17 protein-coding genes are annotated in these 23,484 nt (G+C 45.9%); 14 read left to right on the forward strand and 3 right to left on the reverse strand.

What is annotated here, in order from left to right; genetic code table 11:
• Positions 1-77 precede the first annotated feature (77 nt).
• The 5 genes from ric (at position 78) to BN6628_RS09680 (ending at position 4,815) form a co-directional block, all read left to right on the forward strand.
• Positions 78-782, forward strand: a complete 705-nt coding sequence (gene ric, locus BN6628_RS09665; RefSeq protein ID WP_068616860.1) for an iron-sulfur cluster repair di-iron protein — start codon at positions 78-80, stop codon at positions 780-782.
• Between the two features lie 161 nt (positions 783-943).
• Complete coding sequence (gene nirB / locus BN6628_RS09670) at positions 944-3,379, forward strand: nitrite reductase large subunit NirB (RefSeq protein WP_157692470.1); 2,436 nt, start codon at positions 944-946, stop codon at positions 3,377-3,379.
• Between the two features lie 23 nt (positions 3,380-3,402).
• Positions 3,403-3,753 (forward strand): nitrite reductase small subunit NirD, encoded by a 351-nt coding sequence (gene nirD / locus BN6628_RS09675; protein ID WP_068616861.1) that lies wholly within the window; start codon positions 3,403-3,405, stop codon positions 3,751-3,753.
• 509 nt (positions 3,754-4,262) lie between these two features.
• Positions 4,263-4,424 carry a hypothetical protein gene (locus BN6628_RS26110; protein WP_157692471.1) on the forward strand — a complete coding sequence of 54 codons (162 nt, stop codon included), beginning with the start codon at positions 4,263-4,265 and terminating at the stop codon, positions 4,422-4,424.
• Between the two features lie 103 nt (positions 4,425-4,527).
• Positions 4,528-4,815 carry an ABC transporter transmembrane domain-containing protein gene (locus BN6628_RS09680; protein ID WP_068616863.1) on the forward strand — a complete coding sequence of 96 codons (288 nt, stop codon included), beginning with the start codon at positions 4,528-4,530 and terminating at the stop codon, positions 4,813-4,815.
• A 339-nt stretch (positions 4,816-5,154) separates the two neighbouring features.
• Here BN6628_RS09680 and BN6628_RS09685 read toward each other — a convergent pair whose 3' ends face one another.
• Together BN6628_RS09685 and BN6628_RS09690 are read right to left on the reverse strand one after the other, a co-directional pair.
• The gene (locus tag BN6628_RS09685) at positions 5,155-6,549 is read right to left on the reverse strand and encodes a HAMP domain-containing sensor histidine kinase (RefSeq protein WP_068616865.1); all 1,395 of its coding nucleotides are present in this window, start codon (positions 6,547-6,549) and stop codon (positions 5,155-5,157) included.
• Positions 6,546-7,259, reverse strand: a complete 714-nt coding sequence (locus BN6628_RS09690) for a response regulator transcription factor (protein WP_068616867.1) — start codon at positions 7,257-7,259, stop codon at positions 6,546-6,548. Before BN6628_RS09690 ends, BN6628_RS09685 begins: the two co-directional genes overlap by 4 nt.
• 231 nt (positions 7,260-7,490) lie before the next feature.
• Between BN6628_RS09690 and BN6628_RS09695 the strand changes: the two genes are divergently transcribed.
• Positions 7,491-9,470 (forward strand): serine hydrolase domain-containing protein, encoded by a 1,980-nt coding sequence (locus tag BN6628_RS09695; protein WP_068616869.1) that lies wholly within the window; start codon positions 7,491-7,493, stop codon positions 9,468-9,470.
• Positions 9,471-9,565: 95 nt separating this feature from the next.
• Here BN6628_RS09695 and BN6628_RS09700 read toward each other — a convergent pair whose 3' ends face one another.
• Complete coding sequence (locus tag BN6628_RS09700; protein WP_068616870.1) at positions 9,566-10,282, reverse strand: Crp/Fnr family transcriptional regulator; 717 nt, start codon at positions 10,280-10,282, stop codon at positions 9,566-9,568.
• A gap of 340 nt (positions 10,283-10,622) precedes the next feature.
• Here BN6628_RS09700 and adhE point away from each other — a divergent pair, with 340 nt between their 5' ends.
• From adhE to BN6628_RS09740, 8 genes are all read left to right on the forward strand, one after another.
• The gene (adhE, locus tag BN6628_RS09705) at positions 10,623-13,235 is read left to right on the forward strand and encodes a bifunctional acetaldehyde-CoA/alcohol dehydrogenase (RefSeq protein WP_068616872.1); all 2,613 of its coding nucleotides are present in this window, start codon (positions 10,623-10,625) and stop codon (positions 13,233-13,235) included.
• Positions 13,236-13,493: 258 nt separating this feature from the next.
• A complete protein-coding gene (gene pflB / locus BN6628_RS09710) occupies positions 13,494-15,755 on the forward strand; it encodes a formate C-acetyltransferase (RefSeq protein ID WP_068616874.1) in 2,262 nt (753 codons plus the stop codon).
• Positions 15,756-15,826: 71 nt separating this feature from the next.
• On the forward strand, positions 15,827-16,567 hold the full coding sequence (gene pflA, locus BN6628_RS09715) for a pyruvate formate-lyase-activating protein (protein WP_068616875.1): 741 nt from the start codon (positions 15,827-15,829) through the stop codon (positions 16,565-16,567).
• A gap of 213 nt (positions 16,568-16,780) precedes the next feature.
• Complete coding sequence (locus BN6628_RS09720) at positions 16,781-18,160, forward strand: ABC transporter substrate-binding protein (protein WP_068616877.1); 1,380 nt, start codon at positions 16,781-16,783, stop codon at positions 18,158-18,160.
• A gap of 112 nt (positions 18,161-18,272) precedes the next feature.
• Positions 18,273-19,157 (forward strand): carbohydrate ABC transporter permease, encoded by an 885-nt coding sequence (locus tag BN6628_RS09725; protein WP_068616879.1) that lies wholly within the window; start codon positions 18,273-18,275, stop codon positions 19,155-19,157.
• Complete coding sequence (locus BN6628_RS09730) at positions 19,157-19,987, forward strand: carbohydrate ABC transporter permease (RefSeq protein WP_187386125.1); 831 nt, start codon at positions 19,157-19,159, stop codon at positions 19,985-19,987. Before BN6628_RS09725 ends, BN6628_RS09730 begins: the two co-directional genes overlap by 1 nt.
• A 22-nt stretch (positions 19,988-20,009) precedes the next feature.
• Entirely contained in the window at positions 20,010-21,872 is a 1,863-nt protein-coding gene (locus BN6628_RS09735; RefSeq protein WP_068616881.1) for a cache domain-containing sensor histidine kinase, read from the forward strand.
• Entirely contained in the window at positions 21,869-23,470 is a 1,602-nt protein-coding gene (locus BN6628_RS09740) for a response regulator (protein ID WP_068616882.1), read from the forward strand. The genes BN6628_RS09735 and BN6628_RS09740 overlap by 4 nt, the downstream gene beginning before the upstream one ends.
• Positions 23,471-23,484: the final 14 nt, after the last annotated feature.

The following is a 23,484-nucleotide window of genomic DNA, read 5'->3' on the forward strand; positions in this document are numbered from 1 at the left end:
TCAAATCACACACCCTAGTGCAGAGGATCAAGTACGATGTAACTAAATTCACAGACTACAGATAGGAGAGATAATATATGGGATTGGCTGAACTGTTACTGGGCGGAGAGCACCAAGTTAGAGATATCGTGATCCGCTTCCCCAAATCCAGCGATTATTTCCGCAGCCGCAGAATTGATTTTTGCTGTGGAGGGAACCGTCCGCTGCAAGAGGCTGTTGAAGAGAAAGGGCTCACCCTGGAGGAAGTGTTGAATGATCTTCGCCAGATGGTTAATGAACACCCTACTGCCAAGGAAGAGAACGACTATACCCGTTGGAATTCCTGTGATCTTATTGCTCATATCGTTAACAAACATCATGCTTATTTGCGGCAGGAACTCCCGCACATAGAACAGAACGTGAATAAAGTGTTCCGTGTACATGGACAGGATGAAGCACATTTGGCCGAGGTACACCGGTTGTTCGGACAATTGAAGGCGGAGCTGCTTGAGCATACCGAGAAGGAAGAGGCCGAAGTATTTCCGAAAATGGTCAATTGGGAGACCGCGCGGGAACCAGAGACATTGGTTAAATTGCAAGCCTCGATTGCTGAGCTGGAAGCGGAGCATGACAAGGCGGGAAGTATCCTTAAGGAAATTCGCGCATTAACCCAGGACTTTACACCGCCAGCTCATGCTTGCACCACATACAGAATCACCTATTCCCGTCTGGAGGAGCTGGAGGAGATGACTTTCCAGCATGTTCATCTGGAGAATAATATATTATTCCCGCGCTATGAATAAATAACGTATTTACAGAGGGATACAATTTTGCGGAAAAAGTTGTGAAAATAATCACTAAAGTGTGACAATTCTCACACTTCAGTTACATGGTAGTCGGTATACTTGGTTTAACAAAGGCGATAGATAATCCAATGCCTGAATTGAGTGGGAGGCATATTGATATGGATAAAAAGAAACTAGTGGTCATCGGTAACGGGATGGCTGGAATTAGCACAGTAGAGCAAATTTTAAAGTTATCTTCAAATTTTGAGATTACCGTATTCGGGAGTGAACCTCATCCCAATTACAATCGGATCATGCTTTCCTACGTGCTGGAAGGCAGCAAGACCATTGATGATATCATTCTAAATGATCTGAATTGGTATCAAGAGAACGGAATTACACTTCACACCGGAACCACGGTTACCCGTATTGACGAGAACACAAGGGAAGTTGTCGCAGAGAACGGCATTAGAGTCCCTTATGATAATGTAATTATAGCTACAGGCTCCAAACCATTCATTCTTCCTATACCAGGAAGTGATAAGGAAGGGGTTATTGGTTTCCGGGATATCGCAGACTGCAATCAGATGCTTGAGGCTGCGAAGAGCTACCGTAAGGCTGCGGTAATTGGCGGTGGATTGCTTGGATTGGAAGCTGCTAAGGGACTAGTGCATTTGGGTATGGATGTCACAGTTGTGCATCTAATGAATGATCTGATGGAACGCCAGCTTGACAGCCAGGCGGCGGCGATGCTTAAGGATGAGCTGGAGCGGCAAGGAATCAAATTTGCGATGGGCGTGCAGACGGCGGAACTGCTTGGCGGCAACCGGGTAACCGGGCTTAAGTTTACCGACGGAACCGTGCTTGAGGCTGATTTCGTAGTCATGGCTGTGGGCATCAAACCTAATATCGATGTGGCTGCTGCCAGTGGAATTCAGACCGGCCGTGGTATTCTGGTTGACGACTATATGCGCACATCTATGGAAGGCGTTTATTCGGTAGGGGAATGTAATGAGCACCGGGGTATCTGTTATGGCCTGGTTGCGCCGCTTTTCGAGCAGGGCATGGTGCTTGCGAAGCATATTTGCGGAGTGGAGACCGCGGGTTATGAGGGTTCTGTCGTCTCGACCAAGCTGAAGATCTCCGGGGTAGATGTATTCTCAACAGGAGAATTCATCGATAGTCCTGAGCATCGGGTCATTTCCCAGAAGGATGATTGGAAACGCACCTATAAGAAGATTTTGCTCAAAGACAACGTTATGGTAGGGGCGGTTCTGTTCGGAGACATAACAGAGTCGGCTAATCTTCAGAAGTTAATCAAACAGCACACAGAAATGACGGATGAACTCTATGGCCAGCTTATGGGCAGCGGTTGCTGCGGTGGCGGAGCTAAGAAGACCGCCTCTGTGGAGACAATGGCGGATGACGAGATCGTCTGCGGCTGTAACGGGGTCACCAAGAAGACAATAGTGGATGTGATCACGGAGCAGGGGCTTACTACAGTAGACGAAATTAAAGCCTGCACCGGGGCAACCCGCTCTTGCGGCGGCTGTAAGCCGATGGTTGAACAAATTCTCCAATACGTGCTTGGCGATGGTTTCAAGGAAGCTGCCAAACAGGGAATTTGCGGATGTACCACATTAAGCCGTGATGAGATCGTGGCCGAAATTCAGGCTAAAGGCTTATCAACAACTAAAGAAGTCATGAACGTTCTTGGCTGGAGTCAACCGGAAGGCTGCTCGAAGTGCCGTCCTGCGATCAACTACTACCTGGGGATGCTGTATCCGGACACCCATAGTGATGAGAAGGAATCCCGTTTTGTTAACGAGCGGATGAACGCTAATATTCAGAAGGATGGGACTTATACTGTCGTTCCACGGATGTACGGCGGCGTAACAACTCCAGAGGATCTCAAGAAAATTGCCGATGTATCGCTTAAGTATAACGTGAAGGTTGTTAAAGTGACTGGCGGCCAGCGGTTAGACTTAATCGGGGTGAAGAAGGAAGACCTTCCGAAGGTTTGGGAAGAACTGGATATGCCTTCGGGTTATGCTTACGCTAAATCTCTCCGCACGGTCAAGACCTGTGTCGGTTCGCAATTCTGCCGGTTTGGAACCCAGGATTCCATGGGAATGGGAGCTATCCTGGAACGCAAATTCGAGAGACTGGACTTCCCGGCTAAATTCAAGCTGGCGGTAAACGGCTGCCCAAGAAACTGTGCGGAGTCGTGCACGAAGGACATCGGTATTGTGGGTAATGATGGCGGCTGGGAGATCTTCATAGGCGGAAATGGCGGAATAAAAGCAAGATTGGCGGATTCGCTCTGCAAAGTAAAAACAGACGAAGAGCTGATCGAGATCTGTGGTGCTGTTATGCAATATTACAGAGAGACTGGTAAGTATCTGGAGAGAACTTCGGAATGGGTGGAGCGAATGGGGCTTGCACAAATCCGCGAGACCGTCGTTGATAACCTGGATCAGCGTAAAGCCTTGATGGAGCGGATCGAATTTGCTCTGCAGCAGGTAGAAGATCCTTGGAAGAAAGTTATTGAGGATGAGCGTGCCAAACAGACCTTGTTTAACCAGCTTCATCCAAGCGGCCATTCGGTCAAATAATCTGCTGAAGGGAGAAATCAACAATGAAACAGGAAACAACCTTTATTCCAGTGGGGAATGTGAATGATTTCCCTGACCGGATTGGACGGACTGTCGTGGTAGGTGGCAAGGAAATTGCCATATTTCTAACTTCCGTGGGAGAGATGTATGCTATAGACAACCGCAATCCTCATCCCAAAGGAGGACCTATGGCCGAAGGCATCGTGTCAGGATTCTATCTGTACGATCCTTTGTACGATTGGAAGATTGACTTAAGAACGGGGCTCGTCCAAGCACCCGACCAGGGCCAGGTGCAAACCTACCCGGTTATGGTTAAAGACGGGATTGTATATTTGGCTGCAGCGGCACAGGAAGCCGCAGGATTGTTGTCTTAAAATCTCAACTGTTGGTAATAGGGGGCCGTCCCGAAAGACGGCCCCTTTTTATTATCTCTGCTTATTACTACCAAAATACCTTTAAATGTAAAATAATAAAATTGAAAGAAATAAATATAGTATTTTTAAAGTTCCCAGTAATATCAAATTAAATAAAATTGTGACATATATTATATTGTTACGTTATATAAAATACTATTATTTGGATGTACTAATAAAAACCAATAATTTACATGCGATTAAATAGAGATTGTAGAATACTATTAACACTTTAATCCCTTGGGTATGCAGTTTAACTTAATCCATGAAACTGGTGATTATCCGGTATACAACGAACTTTTATTCAGCGATAAAGGGGAGGGAAGTTGTTTTACAGATCTCAGCTTCTTTCAAAATGTTGACTTTCATCCCTGTCTAAATGGTAAGCTGTCCGTATTCAGGAGGAGAGAAGCGCCGGGGGAGAGATCATACAAAGTATATTGTAAGCATGCTTTAAAGGAGAACTTGGTATGAACAATCTGATTATGATTCTGAGTATTGTAGCCATTGGCACATTTACAGTTTTTCTTAATCAAAAAGTAAAGAATAAGGGCAGGATGAGCATGATTTTGGCCATCATATTTGTCTTGTATATCTCAACCTTTCTTATTATAGGCATGTTCAAGGGTTAATTTATGAGAAAACTCTGGAGCAACATTATGATTTTAAGGCCGTATTTGGAAGGAAACAGACCGCTGCTGTTCTTGGATCTCTTGCGGCAGTATCTTAATTGCTATGCCTATGGCATTTATCGATAAGTATGACAAAGGCTATCTGATGTCAAGAATTTCGGAAATCGTAAGTGTACCCAGTCATTTTTCTCCGTCAGTTATAAATATTATCATTGGCGTGTTTGATTGTATGATCTCCGCAGTTCTGCTGGTCCGGATTAATCCAAAGCTGTCGCTTATTGTTCTTGCGATCATCCCGCTGTATGTTGCTGTGACAGTTTGGTACAGCCGGCGGATGAGTGCCAGTTCAGTTTCCGTTATACTGCGATCAGCGGAGGCATTTGTGTTATAGATGCACTAATTGCCCAGTTTCTAATGAGATTATTCAGGGTCGAAAAAGTCGTCTAGCTGTACACGATATCCGGCGCTTAACTATAAGGAGAATTAACAGCGGTCCTCTGAACATAGAGGATCGCTCTTTGACGTGTGCTTTAGGCTACAGTTCCGTTCCAGGTTGCCGCTGTCTCCAAATTTGCTGATCTACAATGTGGAGATTAAGTTACAGATGACTAGAAATCCGGAGAACGCAGCATTTTAACAATTTGTATTGATGTTTAGAAGATTGAAAATTTTATTAATTTAGAAGTTCAGTTTGTGTTTCGAAGGCTCCGCGAACGAAGCGCTCGTCTTTTTATGCCGTTTTATAAAAGGTGATTTGGAAAGAAGTTCTCCCCTCGGAATCCAAAAGCCGGAGTTCTCCCCCGTGCAGCTCTACCGCCTTCTTGGCAATAGACAGCCCTAGCCCGGTTCCTCCATCACTGGTTCTTGCCGCATTGCCCCGGACAAAGGGGTCAAAGAGGGTTGTCCGTATCGATGCGGGAATTCCTGCCCCGTTATCCATGATGGTCAGCCTGACAACATTGTCCAGATGCTTAAGGTCAATATCCACTGTGGTGCCTTTGGGATTATGCTTCAGGGCATTGGTCAGCAGATTGGACACAGCCCTGCTTATCAAGGTCTTATGAAGACGAAGCGGAATCTCTTCATGGGGAATGGAGAACGTGAGATTGAAGTTCTTTTGTTCAAACTGGTCATAATTCTCGGCGATAATCTCACGTACCAACTCGCCCAGGTCTGTTACCTCAAATTCCCCTGTAAGTGGATATTCCGTAGTTTCCAGCTTGGACAGCTCGAATAAATCCCCAACCAACTCGGTCATTAAAGCAGCCTTGGAATAAATAAGATTTAAATACCTGAGCCGCTTCTCCTCCGTATCAGCCAGTCCAAGAAGCAGTGCGCTTGCATAACCTTGGATCGTGGTGATGGGTGTCTTCAAATCGTGGGAGATATCAAGAAGCATCCGCTGTTTGCTCTCGATCAGCTGCTGATTGGCGCGCTCGGTCTGTTCCAGATGATCGGCCATTTCATTAAAGCACTCCTGGATCGTGGTTAATTCTTTGTTGGAATTATAGTTCAGGCGCTGGTCATAATGGCCGTTCCTCATATGCCTCATAGCTGTGGAGATCTGCTCAAGAGGGGTGGTCAACTGTTTTGAGGTGTAGCGTCCATACAGGTAGACACTGATCACTGACAACAGAAGAACACCGAAGAAGCCGTATGAAAGCTTAAGATTAATTGATATTGTCTCAGGCGGGGTCAGCAGTTTAAAGCTGGTCTGCCCCCGCTCTCTGGGAATGACTACAAGGCACAGCAAAGAGGCGCCCTTATCCGACTTGAACGGGGCTAAGGCATATAGATAAGGCGTTCTGCTCCCGTCATACAGCAAGGACGTAAGCTCAGCAGCGGAATAGGCTTTGTGGGGCACTTTCTGGGTGCCTTTAATATAGATGACATTCCGTTCTTCGTCCAGAATTTCGACCCATCCCCCCGATTCTTCAATGACTTCGGAATCGATGGACGTATAATCGGGTCTGGCGATTTGAGAAGGCTCGATAGGTTTTGTTACATATTGATCAGACAGCTCCCCTGAGAATAACTGAACCAGAAGAAAGATTAAGCCAAGCGTAAAGGCGAACAATAAATAAGAGCGGATTAGACTGTTGAGCAGCCGGCGTTTTGTTTTCATTGAAAGTCTTCTTCCTTGGCGAACTTATACCCCAGTCCGCGGATCGTCTTGATATAAACGGGTTGACGCGGGTCCTTCTCTATTTTGTCCCTTAGCCTTGAGATATGAACCATCACTGTATTGTCATCTTTCCAGTAGGTATCGCTCCATACTTTTTCAAACAGTTGTTTTTTGGTGAATACTCGTCCGGGTGCCATCATAAAGGTTTCAAGCAGCTTGAATTCCGTTGAAGTCAAAGTGATTTCTTCTTCTCCATGAAGGAGTATGCAGGACTCGAGATTTAGCGTTAACTCTCCTATGGATGCCCAGGTTTGAGCTGCTTGCATCTGGGAAGGCATATTAAGATCATAAGCTCTTCTGAGCTGAGCCTGGATACGTGCAACAACCTCAAGCGGATTGAAGGGCTTTACGATGAAATCATCGGCTCCAAGGCTCAGGCCAAGTATTTTGTCACTGTCCTGATCCTTCGCGGATAGAAAAATAATCGGCATATTATAGTGCGCCCTAATTTGCTTAACTAATTGATAACCATCCTGATGAGGCATCATGATATCAATAACAGCCAGATCCACCTGCTCGGATTGGATGGTCTTCCAGGCTTCGATACCGTCGTATGCCTCAATCACGCGGTAGGGCTCCCGCTCGAGAAACAGCTTGAGCAACTCAGCGATGTCAGGCTGATCATCAACAACCAGTATGGTTGGGTTCATGCAAGGACTCCTCCAGTTCATAACACTTCTTTACTATAAGTCTATTATTTCTGAGTCACTATTTCTATGAAAGAACTGTAAAACCTGTACCAGGGATCTCATTGTAAGATTAATTTAAGATTGTCGATAAATCGGCGTAAGAAGGAGGCGGTATGCTTGTGCTAAGCGGCGAATGAACAAGTTGGAATTGGGGACAACGTTGCCGCTTAAAGGTATACGAAGGAGGAGCTTATGCAAAGGATTATTTTACTAACCATGTCGGCGCTGCTGGTCTTGGTCTCGGCCTTCCCGGGTGGAAAGGTGTCCGCCGAGGGGAAGCGGCAGTTGACAGTGGAGGAGGTTAAACAGTTCGCCGAAGATTTCTTCAAGCGCAATTTGAATGATAAATCGGTTCCGGGGGCGATATTCACCGTTGTGCAAGGGGACAAGGTGCTGCTTAATCAGGGTTATGGTTATGCGGATGTGGAGAGCAAGAAACGGATAGATCCACAGGCGACACTATTTCGCGTAGCCTCCATTGCGAAGGTAGTTACAGCCGCGGCATCCATGCAGCTTGTAGAGCAAGGCAAGCTCAAGCTGGATCAGAATATTGAAGATTATCTGGGCGGGCCCAAGCTGCAAAATCCCTTCTCTAAGCCGGTGACCTCAGCAAATCTGTTAACCCATACCGCCGGGTTCACAGCAAGAGATGCACAGGAAACCGACAGCTACAAAGATTTGGATGCCTATTTGCCGCTGGAGGATTTCCTCAAGCAGATGCTGCGGCCAGTGAAGCACGAACCAGGTGAAGCCGTTATGTATGACAATTTCGGATGGATGCTTCAGGGGTATATTGTACAGCAAATTGCAAAGACTCCGTTCGAGGACTATGTGAACAAAGCAATATTTACCCCGCTTGGGATGAATCACTCTACGTTCAGGCTCACGAGCAAGCTGGCACAGCAATTGGCCACAGCATATGATGGCGCCGGGAACCCGCTGCCGCTGCACGAAGTGGCACCTACAGTCCAGCCTCAGGGCAGCATGCTCTCGACAGGGGAGGATATGGCCAAGTTCCTGATCTCCCAGTTGAACGGCGGAGCATTGGGAAATAACCGGATATTGAAGGAAAGCTCTGTAAAAGAAATGCAGACGTTCCATCACTACGCCGCACCAGGCGTTCCGGATACAGCTTACGGGTACGAGCCCTCCAATGTGCCTTGGAAGGATAACGGACAGAAGGTTGTAGGTAAGGATGGGGACTATCAAGGCTTTACTTCCTATATGTGGCTTATCCCCGAGCAGAGCATTGGTGTATTTGTCAGCTTCACAGCCTCTACACAGCTGAGAGAGCAGCTTTACAGCGAATTTATGGACCATTTCTTCCCTGCCAAACCGGTACAGGTACAATTCCTGAATACACCAGTTCAGGATTTGCAGGCTGTAGAAGGAAGCTACCGCAAGCTGCGGACATTCAACGCAGTGGTTCAGATTAAGGCTGTGGGTAATGGGGAGATTGCTCTGAGTGGTCTTAACGGTAAGGCGATTAAGTTTCGGCAGACAGGACCACAGGTGTTTAAAGATGAGAACGGAGCAACCCTTGCGTTCGTGAACGATTCGGCTGGAACTCCGAAATATTTTAAATATCTAGGCGTCGATTATTTCGAAAAAATAAAGCTGCCAACTCCGTTCACTGACGTTAGTTCAAAGAGTCCATATGCAAAGTTCATTGATCCATTATACAGCTTTGGATTCTTGAATGGGAGATCGGACGGTAAGTTTAGTCCTGAGGGTTATACCACCCGGGCCGAATTTGTCCATTTCCTGGTCACTCTGTTTGGACTGACACCCCGTAGCTCTGAACCGGCTTTTAAGGATACGGCTGGTCACTGGGCTGAGGCAGATCTGCAGACAGCGGCGGAAGGCGGTCTGCTGACGCCCGATAGCAAAGGAAACGCGAATCCTGATCAGGTGATAACCAGACAGGAGGCAGCTTATCTGTTCTACCAGGTCGTCAGAGGCATGTGGGGAATTACCCCGCAGGATGCAAAGCTCGCACCAGGCACGGATTCCTGGGCGCTTGAAAGCGTCAAGACCGTTGTCGCTCTCGGGCTTTATGGGCCTGAAGCCAAGAAGAATGAGGATGGGTCAGTTGACTATCGATCCAAGCAGCCTCTAAAAAGACAGGAAGCTGCTGTATTCTTCTACACACTGGTTAACCCTCCAAGCTAATTTAAAAGCAGGAAAGCTGGATTAACTCCGGCCTTCCTGCTCTTTTTTTTCTATAAATGGGATTGAAACAGCATATTATCATAAAGGTTAACAATTTAAATCCGGCAAATTTGATGCGGACACAGCTCGCAGTGACAGATATCCTGAAGCATAACCAGGTCTTTAATAACGATATAGCCATTCTCGTACTCAAGCGCTTCTTTTCTCCGCAGATCACTAAGCATGCGGTTGACACTTTCTCTTGTTGCTCCGATCATATTGGACAAGTCGGTATGGGTGATTTTCCTATTAATCCGGATCGAATCCCCATGCTTCTCACCGTAAGAATTACTGAGACGAATCAAAGTCGAGCATAGGGCCCCGGGCTTGCCGTACATCATCAGGTCGCGGAACTTGGTCTGTGTCAGCCGATGGTGAATTCCCATCCATTTCATAAAGTCGATTGCAAAATCCGCATGCTGGCAGATCAGAATCTCCAAGTCACGCTGCTCAATAATGCCGATCTCACTATCCTCAATAACCTCTGCCGTGAAGCTGTATTTAGAACCGAAGAAGGGATCAGCCTGCCCAACGAGATCACCGCTTTGATACATATATAAAATAAGTTCTTTTCCTTCATCCGTTGACTTAGTCAATTTAATGCGTCCGCGTTTAATATAGAACAGCTTATCCGCAAGGTCTCCCTCCCAGAACAGGTGGGACCCGCTAGCATACGCTTTGTCTTTCATCATCACGAGAAGACGGTTGAAGTTCTGCTCCGTAAAGCTGCCGGTGTTCCCGCGGGTTAATGTTGTACTTAAATAATCAATCATCACCGATCACTCCTTAGTATTCCAATTATACAAGCTCTTTGGATGAACTCATGAAGTTCGTTCCATTTCTTTTTCTATGCCTCAATTATATAGCTTTAATTTGGAATTTAGGGGGCGAAAGAGGCCCTAAAAGTGTCGAATAAACGAACTTTGTGATTTATTTCACTTTACTTTATTTCTGTGACAAATATCACAGTATGCGGTTTTTCACTATGCTAAGATCAATGCGTAGAGAGAAGAAAGACGAGTGGCAACATTGAAGTTAAGTACACTTGTGAAAATATTCACGAAGTGTGAATTTCAACAATCCGCTCACCTAAATAATAGGAGGATGAGAGTTATGGCTACCAAAGCTCAAGTTAACGAAACTGTAAAGCCAACTGCTGAAGAACACATCCAGACATTGATCAACAAAGCAAAGAAAGCATCCGACGCCTTCATGCAAATGAACCAGGAGCAAATTGATGAAATTGTCCAAGCCATGGCCCTTGCGGGTATGGATAAGCACATGCACCTGGCGAAGCTGGCTATTGAAGAAACAGGTCGGGGTGTGTACGAAGATAAAATTATCAAGAATATGTTCGCGACAGAATATATCTACCATAATATCAAGAACGACAAGACCGTAGGAGTCATTGAAGACAACCCGTATGACAGCTTCCAGAAGATTGCAGAGCCAGTAGGTATTATCATGGGGATTACTCCGGTAACCAACCCGACATCAACTACGATCTTCAAAGCACTTATTGCGATTAAGACACGCAACCCGATTATCTTCGGCTTCCATCCATCTGCACAAAGCTGCTGTACCGCAACTGCACAGATCCTGCTGAAAGCAGCTGTCGAGCACGGCGCACCGGCTGATTGCATTCAGTGGATTGAAGCACCTTCCATGGATAAAACGAACGCTTTGATGAATCATCCTGATGTGGCCTTGATTCTGGCAACTGGCGGTTCGGCAATGGTTCGTGCAGCTTACAGCTGTGGTAAGCCAGCACTCGGCGTGGGACCTGGTAACGTGCCATGCTTTATTGAGAAAAGCGCGGATATCGATCAAGCGGTAAACGACCTGATCTTGTCCAAAACTTTTGACAACGGTATGATTTGCGCTTCCGAGCAAGCTGTAATTATTGAAGAGCCAATCTTCGACCAAGTGAAGAAGAAAATGATTGCCAACGGATGTTATTTCGTGAATAAGGAAGAAGCTGCTAAGCTGAGCGCAGGCGCAATCGTTGCTGAGAAATGTGCAGTTAACCCGGCAATTGTAGGCCAACCAGCCGTAAAAATTGCTGAAATGTGCGGAATTCAAGTACCTGAAGGCACCAAAATCCTTGTTGCCGAAGTAGAAGGCGTAGGTCCTAAATACCCGCTGTCGGCTGAGAAGTTGAGCCCGGTTCTGGCCTGCTACAAAGTATCCAACGCTCAGCAAGGTATTGATCGCGCGGCTGAAGTCGTTGCCTTCGGCGGTATGGGTCACTCTTCGGTTATTCACTCGAACAACGAAGAAGTTATCCAGAAATTCTCTGACCGTATGCCAACCTGCCGGATTCTGGTGAATCAGCCGTCTTCGCAAGGCGGTATCGGTGATATCTACAATACGAACCTGCCATCTCTGACACTGGGCTGTGGCTCGTATGGACGCAATTCGACATCTTCTAACGTAACTGCAGTTAACCTCATTAACGTGAAAAGGGTGAATCGCCGTACCGTGAATATGCAATGGTTCAAAGTACCTTCGAAGATTTATTTTGAAAAAGGGGCTACTCAATATCTTGCCAAAATGCCGGATATCAGCCGTGTGCTGATCGTAACGGACCCAATGATGGTGAAACTGGGTTATGTGGAAAGAGTAGAACACTATCTGCGTCAAAGACAAACTCCGGTAGCCATTGAAGTGTTCTCGGAAGTTGAACCGGACCCATCCACTACTACCGTGAAACGGGGAACAGAGCTTATGGCTCAATTCCAACCGGACTGCATCATCGCACTCGGCGGCGGTTCTCCAATGGATGCTGCAAAAGGCATGTGGTTGTTCTATGAATACCCAGACACAGATTTCAACAACCTGAAACAGAAATTCATGGATATCCGCAAACGGATCTACAAATATCCACGCCTTGGTCAAAAAGCACAGTTTGTTGCGATCCCAACCACTTCGGGTACGGGTTCTGAAGTAACATCGTTCGCAGTAATCACTGATAAGGTTAACGGTAACACCAAGTACCCGCTTGCTGACTATGAATTGACACCAGATGTGGCCATTATTGATCCTGAATTTGTGTACAGTCTGCCTAAAGTAGCCGTAGCTGACACAGGTATGGACGTACTCACCCATGCTATTGAAGCCTATGTATCTGTCATGGCTAATGACTACACCGATGGTCTGGCGATCAAAGCAATTCAGCTTGTATTCGAATGGCTTGAGAAATCGGCGCTGACTGGCGACAAGCTTGCACGCGAGAAAATGCATAACGCATCAACATTGGCCGGTATGGCATTCGCAAATGCTTTCCTTGGCATCAACCACAGCTTGGCTCATAAATGGGGCGGACAATACCATACCGCTCATGGACGCACTAACGCAATCCTGATGCCGCATGTCATCCGCTATAATGCGAAGAAACCAACTAAGTTCGCAGCGTTCCCTAAATACACCAACTTTGTTGCGGATCAACGTTATGCTGAGATTGCCCGCATTCTGGGACTGCCAGCCCGCACTACCGAAGAAGGCGTGAAGAGTCTGATTGGCGCAATCCGCGACCTGAACCGCAAACTGGGTATTCCTGAAACGTTCCAGGAGCTGGGCTTCGATCCAAAAGACTTCGAGAGCAGAGTGGATTATCTGGCTGACCGCGCCTTCGAAGACCAATGTACAACTGCGAATCCTAAGCTGCCGCTTGTTAAGGAACTTGCAGAAGTCTATAGAGACGCATTCTACGGAAGATTTGAATAAGCACAAACTACAGGTTCATAGCACGTAAAAAATGGAGTGACAAATATCACCGCAAATGTGATATTTGTCACATCCTTTTTCAGGCAAATCCTCTATGATAAAAGTATAAAAGGTCCCGGTAAACAGAAGTCATAGGGAGTATCGGCATTGATGTTAGGGTAGGAGCAAATTGGATTGTGAAAACTATCACAACATTAAGTTGGCATTGCCTTGGGGGATCTTGTCTGTTCACACAATTCAGAGATGGAGGGAATTATCATGTCGGTAATTGAGAGAGAAGTACAAGCCGCACAATCGGGTTGGAGAAGCTTTAAGAAAGGAAAATGGCAGAAAGAGGTTAATGTTCGTGACTTCCTCGACCATAATATTACCCCTTACCATGGCCGTGAGGACTTCCTTCAAGGTGCGACAGCCAATACGAAAGCACTGTGGGAGATTGTATCCAACTTGACCAAACAGGAACGGGAAAATGGTGGAGTGCTGGATGTGGATGTGAACACTCCTTCGACAATTATTTCTCATAAACCTGGATATTTGGATAAGGACAAAGAACAAATCGTCGGGGTTCAGACAGACGCTCCATTCAAACGCTCCATTCAACCATTTGGCGGCATCCGGATGATGATTGATGCTTGTGAGGCTTATGGCTTCAAAATGCCTGAAGAAGTTGTAAACATCTTCACAACGATCCGCAAAACACACAATCAGGGCGTATTCGATGCTTATACTTCCGAGATGAGAGCTGCCCGTAAAGCGGGGATTATTACCGGTCTTCCAGATGCTTATGGCCGTGGCCGGATTATCGGGGACTATCGCCGGGTTGCGCTCTATGGTGTTGATTTCCTGATCGCTCAGAAGAAGAATGAACTGGTGCAGCTTGAACTTGATGTGATTGATGAGGATGTCATTCGTCTTCGTGAGGAATTATCCGAGCAAATCCGGGCTCTGGGCGAGCTTAAGGTTCTTGCTGAGATGCACGGCTTTGATATTTCACAGCCCGCCAATACAGCCAAAGAAGCCTTCCAATGGGTGTATTTCGGCTATCTTGCAGCCATTAAAGAACAAAATGGTGCCGCGATGTCTCTGGGCCGCGTATCTTCCTTCCTGGATATTTACATTGAACGTGACCTTGCTGAAGGCACATTGACAGAAGAACAAGCACAGGAATTGGTTGACCATTTTGTCATGAAGCTTCGGATCGTGAAATTCCTGCGTACTCCTGACTACAATGAACTGTTCAGTGGAGACCCAACCTGGGTAACCGAATCCATCGGGGGCATGGCGGTGAACGGTCAGACCCGCGTAACCAAGAACAGCTTCCGGTTCCTGCATACCCTGTACAACCTGGGTCCAGCACCAGAGCCAAACTTAACTGTATTGTGGTCGGAACAGCTTCCTGAAGGCTTCAAGAAATATTGTGCTAAAGTCTCTATCGAAACAAGTTCCATTCAATATGAAAGTGACGATTTGATGCGCCCGATTTATGGCGATGACTACGGTATCGCATGCTGCGTATCCGCTATGGAGATCGGTAAACAGATGCAGTTCTTTGGAGCCCGTGCTAACCTGGCCAAAGCCCTGCTGTACGCCATTAACGGAGGTAAAGATGAGAAATCCGGCGCTCAGGTAGGTCCTGAATATCCGGCAATCACATCTGAGGTGCTTGATTACAACGAGGTTATGAAACGCTTCAAACCTATGATGGAGTGGCTGGCTAAGCTTTATATGAATACACTGAATGTCATCCACTACATGCATGATAAATACAGTTATGAACGCATCGAGATGGCGCTTCATGACCGCGACATCCTCCGCACAATGGCTTGTGGTATTGCCGGCTTATCGGTAGCGGCGGACTCACTTAGCGCAATAAAATATGCGAAAGTGACCCCTATCCGCAACGAAAAAGGAATTGCGGTAGACTTCAAAATTGAAGGTGAATACCCTTGCTATGGTAACAATGACGACCGGGTCGACCAAATCGCTGTTGGGCTGGTTGAGCAGTTCATGAGTATGATCCGCAAGCATAAAGCTTACCGGAACGCTATGCCTACACAATCCGTGCTGACCATCACATCCAACGTGGTTTACGGTAAGAAGACAGGTACTACACCAGACGGACGTAAGGCCGGCGAGCCATTTGCCCCAGGCGCTAACCCTATGCATGGCCGTGACAAGAAGGGTGCCCTCGCTTCCCTGAGCTCTGTAGCAAAGCTGCCATATGAGCACAGTCTTGATGGTATCTCCAATACATTCTCCATTGTTCCGAAAGCGCTGGGGAAAGAGCCGGAAGCACGCAAGTCCAATCTGGTGTCCATGATGGACGGATATTTCGGCAGTGGGGCCCATCACCTGAACGTCAACGTATTTGACCGTGAACAGCTTATGGACGCTATGGAGCATCCAGAGAACTATCCTCAGCTGACCATTCGTGTATCGGGTTATGCCGTGAACTTTATTAAACTGACCCGTGAACAGCAGCTCGACGTGATTAACCGTACCTTCCACGGTTCTATGTAAGATCAACTGACCATAGAGGGATACAATCTTATAATAAATTGCTGCAGACCTGCAGAAAGGGTGACAATAGCATGATTACAGGTCATATTCATTCATTGGAAACATTCGGCACCGTAGATGGCCCGGGAATTCGGTTCGTCCTCTTTATGCAGGGCTGCCTACTTAAATGCAAGTACTGCCACAATCCGGATACATGGGACTTGACTGGCGGGAAGGATATGAGCCTCGAAGAGGTGTTGGCAGAGATTGAGCCTTATGTTAATTACTATCGTTCTTCGGGTGGAGGAATTACGGTCTCTGGTGGTGAAGCGACACTACAGGCGCACTTTGTAACAGAACTGTTCCGGGAAGTGAAGAAACGGTGGGGACTTCATACTACACTCGATACGAATGGTTATAACGAAGGTGACAAAATTAAAGATCTGCTCGATGTTACAGATCTGGTGCTCCTCGACTTGAAGCATATTGATAACGAGAAACACATCGAGCTGACCGGCAAGCCTAATGAGCGTATGCTGAAGATGGCGGAGTGGCTGTCAGATCATAATAGAGCGATGTGGATCCGGCACGTGCTTGTGCCAGGAATCAATGACGAGGAAGAGGACCTGCTCCGTTTAGGTAGATTCGTAGGCAAATTGAACGGGGTAGAGAAGTTTGAGATTCTTCCCTACCATCAGATGGGAATCTATAAATGGGAAGCTCTGAAATGGAAGTATCCGTTAGAGAATGTCCCGTCTCCAACAGATGAAGAGGTCCAAAGGGCCTATGATTTAATCGGGCTTGGAAGTAAGCAGAAAGTCCTGGAATCATAAGATAATTGCAAGTTTATCCAGAAATAGCGTGAGAAATGAAGGTGAAAACCGGATTTCTCGCGCTATTTGTCGTTGTTTCAACAGATTTTTAGAGGAAAGTTAATGATTAGAGGATTTTATCCCTTCAAAAGAAATATGTCCTCCTTACCAATATTGAAAGCGGTTCCTATAATGAAAGTGTAAGGCAAACCATTCTATGGGAGGGTCAAATAAATGAAAAAGAGTCTAGTATTGTTACTGTCACTGTTTCTCGTGACAACTACTATGCTGACAGCGTGCGGCGGCGGTACCAAAGCCGAAGAGCCACCAAAGACAGGTGATACACCGAAGCAAGTAGAGAAAGCGGATACTTCACCATTTGAAGTGACACTACGTCACACCCAAGTAGGGGCCGATAAGAAGAACCGCCTGGCAATCCTTCAGGATGTTGTTAAGAAGGTACAAGAAGAAACACCAGGTCTTACCATTAAGCTTGACGGTGTAGATTCTGAAGTTAACCGTAAGGAAAAGCTTCGCGGAGAAATGGCTGCGGGCAACCCACCAGATATCTTTGACGTATTCGGCAGCCCGGATGCCCAAATGTATGCTAAAGAGGGAAGAATGCTTGACCTGACTCCAATTCTCGCAGAACTTGGAATCGCTGACAAATTCCCGAACGTGTTAGATCCTTACACTGTTGACGGTAAAGTATACGGTCTTCCGATCGGTGCTTCCGCCGAAGGTTTCTTTTATAACAAAGAGTACTTTGAGAAAAAAGGTCTGAAAGTTCCTACGACTTTCCCGGAGCTTGAAGACTTGCTTGCCAAGATCAAAGCTGATGGCAAAACGCCTATTGCAGCAGCTTCCAAAGAGGGCTGGGTACCTCTGATGCTGACAAACCAACTGTGGGCTCGCTACGCTGGACCGGATATTGTGAAGAAGATTGCTGCCGGCGAAGCAAAATGGACAGATCCGAACATGGTGAAAGCGTTTGCTAAACATGTGGACTGGGAGAAGAAAGGTTACTTTAAGAAAGGTGAGCTTGGTTTCGCATATGGCGATATCACTGGCCAATTCACTTCTGGTGAAGCACCACTCTGGTTCGATGGTACTTGGAAATCCTCCGTATTCAAGAAGGGTCAATCCGGTGAAGCTATGATCGGAAAAGTAGGATTCTTTAATATGCCTCCTGTTGATGGCGGTGTTGGAGAACAAACAGCTCTTATGCGCGATTCCAACAATGGTTACGGTTTCTCCGCTTCTGTTGCAGATGATCCTCGTAAATTGGATGCAGTTAAGAAATTTATCAAAGAACTGTTCAATGAAGACATGCAGCTTCGCGGGCTTGCTGAAGACGGGGTTCTTCCTTCGATGGCCGTTTCAGAAGACAAGCTTAACGCAACTGTTACCGATGATCTGATGAAAGACATCACTAAAGTACTGAGCTCCACTAAAGGTTCTTTCCCTGCATGGGATTCCCAAGTTGCGGCTGACATCAACACCGAGTTCAGCGCAGTACAAATTCAAAAACTGATTGGCGGCCAAACGACTCCTGAGAAGATGGCTCAAGATCTTCAAAAGGTGACCGATGAAGTGCTGGCTAACAAAGAGTAATTAGGTAACAAAGGGAATGTATCCTTCACCACGGTAAGGGTGCATTCCCTTCTACACGAAAGCTGGACAATAGAAATAGAGCAGCTCACGTCCCAAGAACCGGAGGTTTGGTATGAACAAAGCGTTGAAGAACCCTACTGTATTCATATTGTTCGTATTACCCGCATTAATATTGTTTGGTATGTTTTTTATTTACCCGATTTTTTCATCAATTTATTTGAGTTTTACAAGCTGGAACGGTGTTTCCACGCATATGAAATTTATTGGCTTTGATAATTTTACAAAGGCCTTAGGCCAAGAACGCTTTTGGGTTTCTGTAACAAACAATGTGTACTTCATTTTGTTTTCCTGTTTACTCCAAGTACCTATCATTGTAATTTTCTCACTCTTGATAGCCAACGTTAAGAAGCTGAAGGGGCTATACAAGACCTCAATTTTTCTTCCATCGATTATGTCTACTGCAGTAATTGGTATTCTATGGGGATTTATTTACGAGCCTGATATCGGTCTACTCAACAAAATTCTTAGCTTCTTTGGGGTAGGCAAGATCTATTGGCTTTCCGATGAAAATTATGCCATGCTGTCTATTCTGATCACGAACGCCTGGCAGTGGACCGGTTACTACATCATTATGGTACTGGCCGCGATTCTCTCGATTCCCAAGGAACTTGAAGAGGCGGCAGCGATTGATGGAGCCACTGCATTCCAGCGAGCAACCCGTATCACGCTTCCTCTAATTACCCCGATCATCTCAGTTGTTATCATGCTCTCCATTGCGGGTGCCATGAAGGCTGCTGATATTGTTCTGGTTATGACAAACGGAGGACCGGCGGGTTCTACAGAGGTTATGGCTACGTACATGATTAGATATGCGATTACGAGCTTTAAATACGGTTATGGTAACACGATTGCTGTACTTATCTTTGTCTTTACGCTTATCGTTACCCTAATCTATCAACTGCTGATTGCGCGGCGTAATGAAAGGATTGAGTACTAATGGTGCGTAACTTGAAGAAGGGTATACCTCATATATTTCTGTTAGGCTACCTGTTGATCATTTTGTTTCCGTTCTTGTTTGTTCTGTTCTCCTCAGTCAAGAAGGATAACAACGCGATTGCTCTGCATCCTTTCGGTCTGCCAAAGGAATTTGTATTTAACAACTACTATGAGGCATGGGTAAATGCCAAGATTAGTACGTATTTCCTTAACAGTCTGTACATTTCCCTCTTGGCAGCAATTGTAACGATTCTTATTGCCGCCATGTTCTCTTATGCGGTTACACGGATGCGGTTTGGTAAGCTGGCTGCGGCTTTGTTCGGTTTGGTTCTGATTGGAATGCTGATTCCAAACAACGCAATGATGCTGCCAATTTATACTCTAGTCCGCAAATTGGGAATTTTGAATACACACCTAGCATTAATCATTCCTTACATTGGTAATGCGATTCCATTTACCGTAATCATCTTGGCTGCGTTCATGAGGTCGCTTCCAAGTGAGATCGAAGAAGCAGCGGTTATGGATGGATTGAGCGCCTCAGGCATCTTTGCTAGAATAGTGTTACCTTTAACAGTTCCCGCAATTATTACCGTATTTATCGTTAACTTCCTGAGCAACTGGAACGAATTCTTGCTTGCTAACTATTTCTTGTCGAAAGACACGCTTCGCACCCTGCCGGTCGGTATGGTTCAGTTCCGCAACCAATATCAAATGAACTATGCGCAGATGTCAGCCGGTATTGTCTACAGTGTGGTTCCGGTTGTTATCATCTATGCATTCCTGCAGGAGAAGATTATAGAGGGAGTTACAGCGGGTAGCGTTAAGGGATAATTGCCAGATTGGAGTTATCCCTATGAATCTGAGAATTAAACTTCTTACCGCGTTTATTCTGCTAATTATAATACCTATTTTTGTTTTGGGGATTATCACTTTTCTGGTTACCTTTAAGTCGATTCAGAGCAAATACAGTGAACAGGCTGAATATGCATTGAAATCTATTGGATTCAGTATTAACAGCGTGTTCACTGAAATCGATAATGTGACCCGGAGCGGAAGCGACCGAGAGCTTTTTCAAAATGCTCTAAGTGTGAAGGACCCAGAAAAAACGAAGAATCAGAACTTAGCTTTAACGGTTAAAGGACAAATTGAATTTAACGCTAACCAAACAAGCTTTAGGACGTTGTTATATAATCATCCCGCAATCGATTATGCTTTCTTGTATAAGATGAGTGTCATGAACAATTTGGATGCCGACAAAGAATATGAGACGGAAAAGCCGTTCCCGGTATTCGACAAGGAAGGTTTTACCCCTCTTACTTATCTTCAATTGAAGAATCATCCGGTATACAAGGAAGTTATGAAGCTCAATGGCAAGGCGCTGTGGATTGCCCCGCACGAATATCCGGAGATTACAGGCTCGGAGCCTGTTTTCACGCAAATTAGAGTTATTAAGAAGCTTTCCAACATGCACAAAATAGGGATTCTTGCTGTGCAGATCAAAAACTGGGAAATTGATGATATCTTTAAAAATTTGCAGGTTGGTGGCAATCAGCGTGATACCAGTTTCTATCTGGTGAATGACAGCGGCCTTGTCCTATACGACAATAAACACTCGTTTGACGGCACATCCATTAATAAATACGTGAACGAACCGCTTTCTTACGGTAGAAATTATCAGAGCTTTAAAGGTAAATTCAACGGTCAAGAGAGCGTTATTTCTATCTATCATTTGAAAGAGCATCCATGGAGTATCGTGTCGGTGACCTCATGGAGCTATTTGTCCAATGAAGTCATGACATTTGCCAAGTGGTTCGTGGGGATTTTGGGCATTTTCGTTGTTACAGCTATTATGTTTAATGTGTTTTTTATGAATCGTATTACAGGGACAATTGGGGTCATTGTTCGGTTCATGCGTAAGGCAGAAGCTGGGGAACTCGGGGCAAGGGTTGACGAAAAGGGTGACGATGAGCTGTTGCTGCTTCAGAAGGGCTTTAATAATCAGATGGATAAAATCTCCCAGCTGTTTGACCAGGTTAAGAACGAGCAGGAGAAGAAGATTAATGCTGAGCTGAGGGTGCTTCAGGCACAGATCAAACCACATTTTCTGTTCAACACACTGGAATCTATTAATGTTCTAGCGATTCAGAATCAAGGCAAAAAGGTAAACGAGATGGTTCTGAGGCTGGCAAGCATACTAAGAATCAGCTTCCAGGGAAAAGAAGAGATCATGCTTCGGCAGGAGCTGGAGCATGTGTCTAATTATTTGGAAATCCAGAAATTCAGGTTTGAGGATCTGTTCGATTATACGATCGACATTCCGGATGAAATGATGAATTGTCTTGTGCTCAAGCTCACGATTCAGCCTATTGTGGAGAATAGCATACAGCACGGGTTCGAGGGGATTGAATACAAGGGGCAGCTCAGAATCTCAGGTCGGGTCGAGGAAGACCGGATTTTGCTTCGTATTGAAGATAACGGGATCGGAATGACCAATGATCAGCTGCAGAAGTTCAAATATTTTGATGAGAGTGAAGTGGTACAGGAGACTACGGATGTCACCAACCATGAAAGAAGAGGCTTAGGGCTGCGAAGTGTTGTAGACCGTCTAAGGTTTAAGTATGGGCACCGATACGGTTTGTTTATCTGCTCCGCGCCGGGGCATGGCACAATCATACAGTGCGTAATTCCTAAAAATGAATTGGGTGATAAAATTTGAAGCTTAAAGCCTTACTGGTCGATGATGAAGCCCCTATCTTGAAGAATTTGACCAAAGTTCTTCCTTGGGAGGACATGGATTATGAGATTGTAGGTATGGCCAAGAATGGATTAGAAGCCCTTCGAATGGTGAGTGAGCACCAGCCCGATTTGATTTTGAGTGATATCCGGATGCCCGTTATGGATGGGATCAGCTTGATTAAAGAGCTTAGAAGCCAGGGCAATCTTTGTGAAGTTCTACTATTAACCGGTTATCAGGAATTTGAATATGCACGGGCAGCAATTCAATATAACGTGAAGGACTACATTTGCAAGCCTATTGATTATGCAGAGCTGGAGTCAACCGTTCGTAGGATCGGTGAAGAGATTCGCGAGAAGAGAAGAAAATTGCTCAAGGAGCAGCAGATAGATCAGGTGGTCCACTGGGCTAATGAGAACTTTCTGCTTCATACCCTGCTCGGTCAGGAAGCGGATAAGGGCAAGCTGATATTGGATGAAGAAAGTCTGCTTGAACGTAAGGATTTTGCCGTTCTTGTCGTGGACATCGAAGGATATGCCCATCAATCCATTACATGGTCGATTCATGAGCGCAAGGCGTGGAACCTTCATATTAAAGAGATGCTGCGGGAAACATTTGTTTCCATGCTCAAAGAACAGACTGTTCTCCAAATCCGGGAGGGGGAGTGGTGCATTGTGTTCTCTTCCGCGGGTTCCGGTGAAATCACGAAAGACCAGCTTTATCCCGGGTTCTTGGCTCTCCAGTCTTTGATTGAAAAGAAAGACTCTATGCAGCTGCGCATGTGTCTCGAGCATGGACCTGTGGCGCTTAATGAGATGTCCACCGTGTATCAACGAATGCAGCAGGCACTGATCCTGAACTCATCCAACGACTGGTTTGTAAGCGCTGATAAAACTACGGCCAAGGATGAAGCAGCTCCGCAAGGAGATATTCCATCACAGTGGAAATGGATTGAGCAGATCGGTACAGGGCTTCGCAACGGTGACAGTCAAGCGCTTCAACAGATGATAGGCGAGCTAAAACATTATGTGGGTCATCTGAATGAGAATGCGATCGGGCGGGCGGAGAAACTTCTCCATTATCTCCTGATTCACTTAGTTCGTGAGATGAGAGAGCTTCACATGCTTCCTGCTGATCAGGAAGAAGCCGTGTGGCAGCAGATGCAGCAATCCCTTAGCTTGAAAGAGCTGCTGTCCTTGCTGGTGTCCTTGATCGAGCGATCCAGAGAATCCGTATCGTCCAAGAAAACCTCCGAGCAGCTGATGCTGGCTGCCCAAGATTATATCCAGCACAAGCTTGGGAAAGATTTTGGCATTGAAGATATTGCAGAGTATCTAGGAATCAGCTGCAGTTATTTCTGTCTACTGTTCAAGAACCACTTTGGCGAGACCTTTGTCGAATACCTGACCAAGCAGCGGATGGAAATGGCCAAGTGCCTGCTGCGCAGCAGTGACAAGAGCATTGCCCAAATTGGCATAGGCGTAGGATATCAGGAGCGCCGATATTTCACCAAAGTATTCCAGAAATATATTGGGATGACTCCATCAGAATACCGCCTGAAGGAATCTCCCGCATCCTAATTAAGAAGGTGCAT

The organism is Paenibacillus tuaregi (assembly GCF_900086655.1).
GTDB classification, from domain to species: Bacteria; Bacillota; Bacilli; order Paenibacillales; family Paenibacillaceae; genus Fontibacillus; species Fontibacillus tuaregi.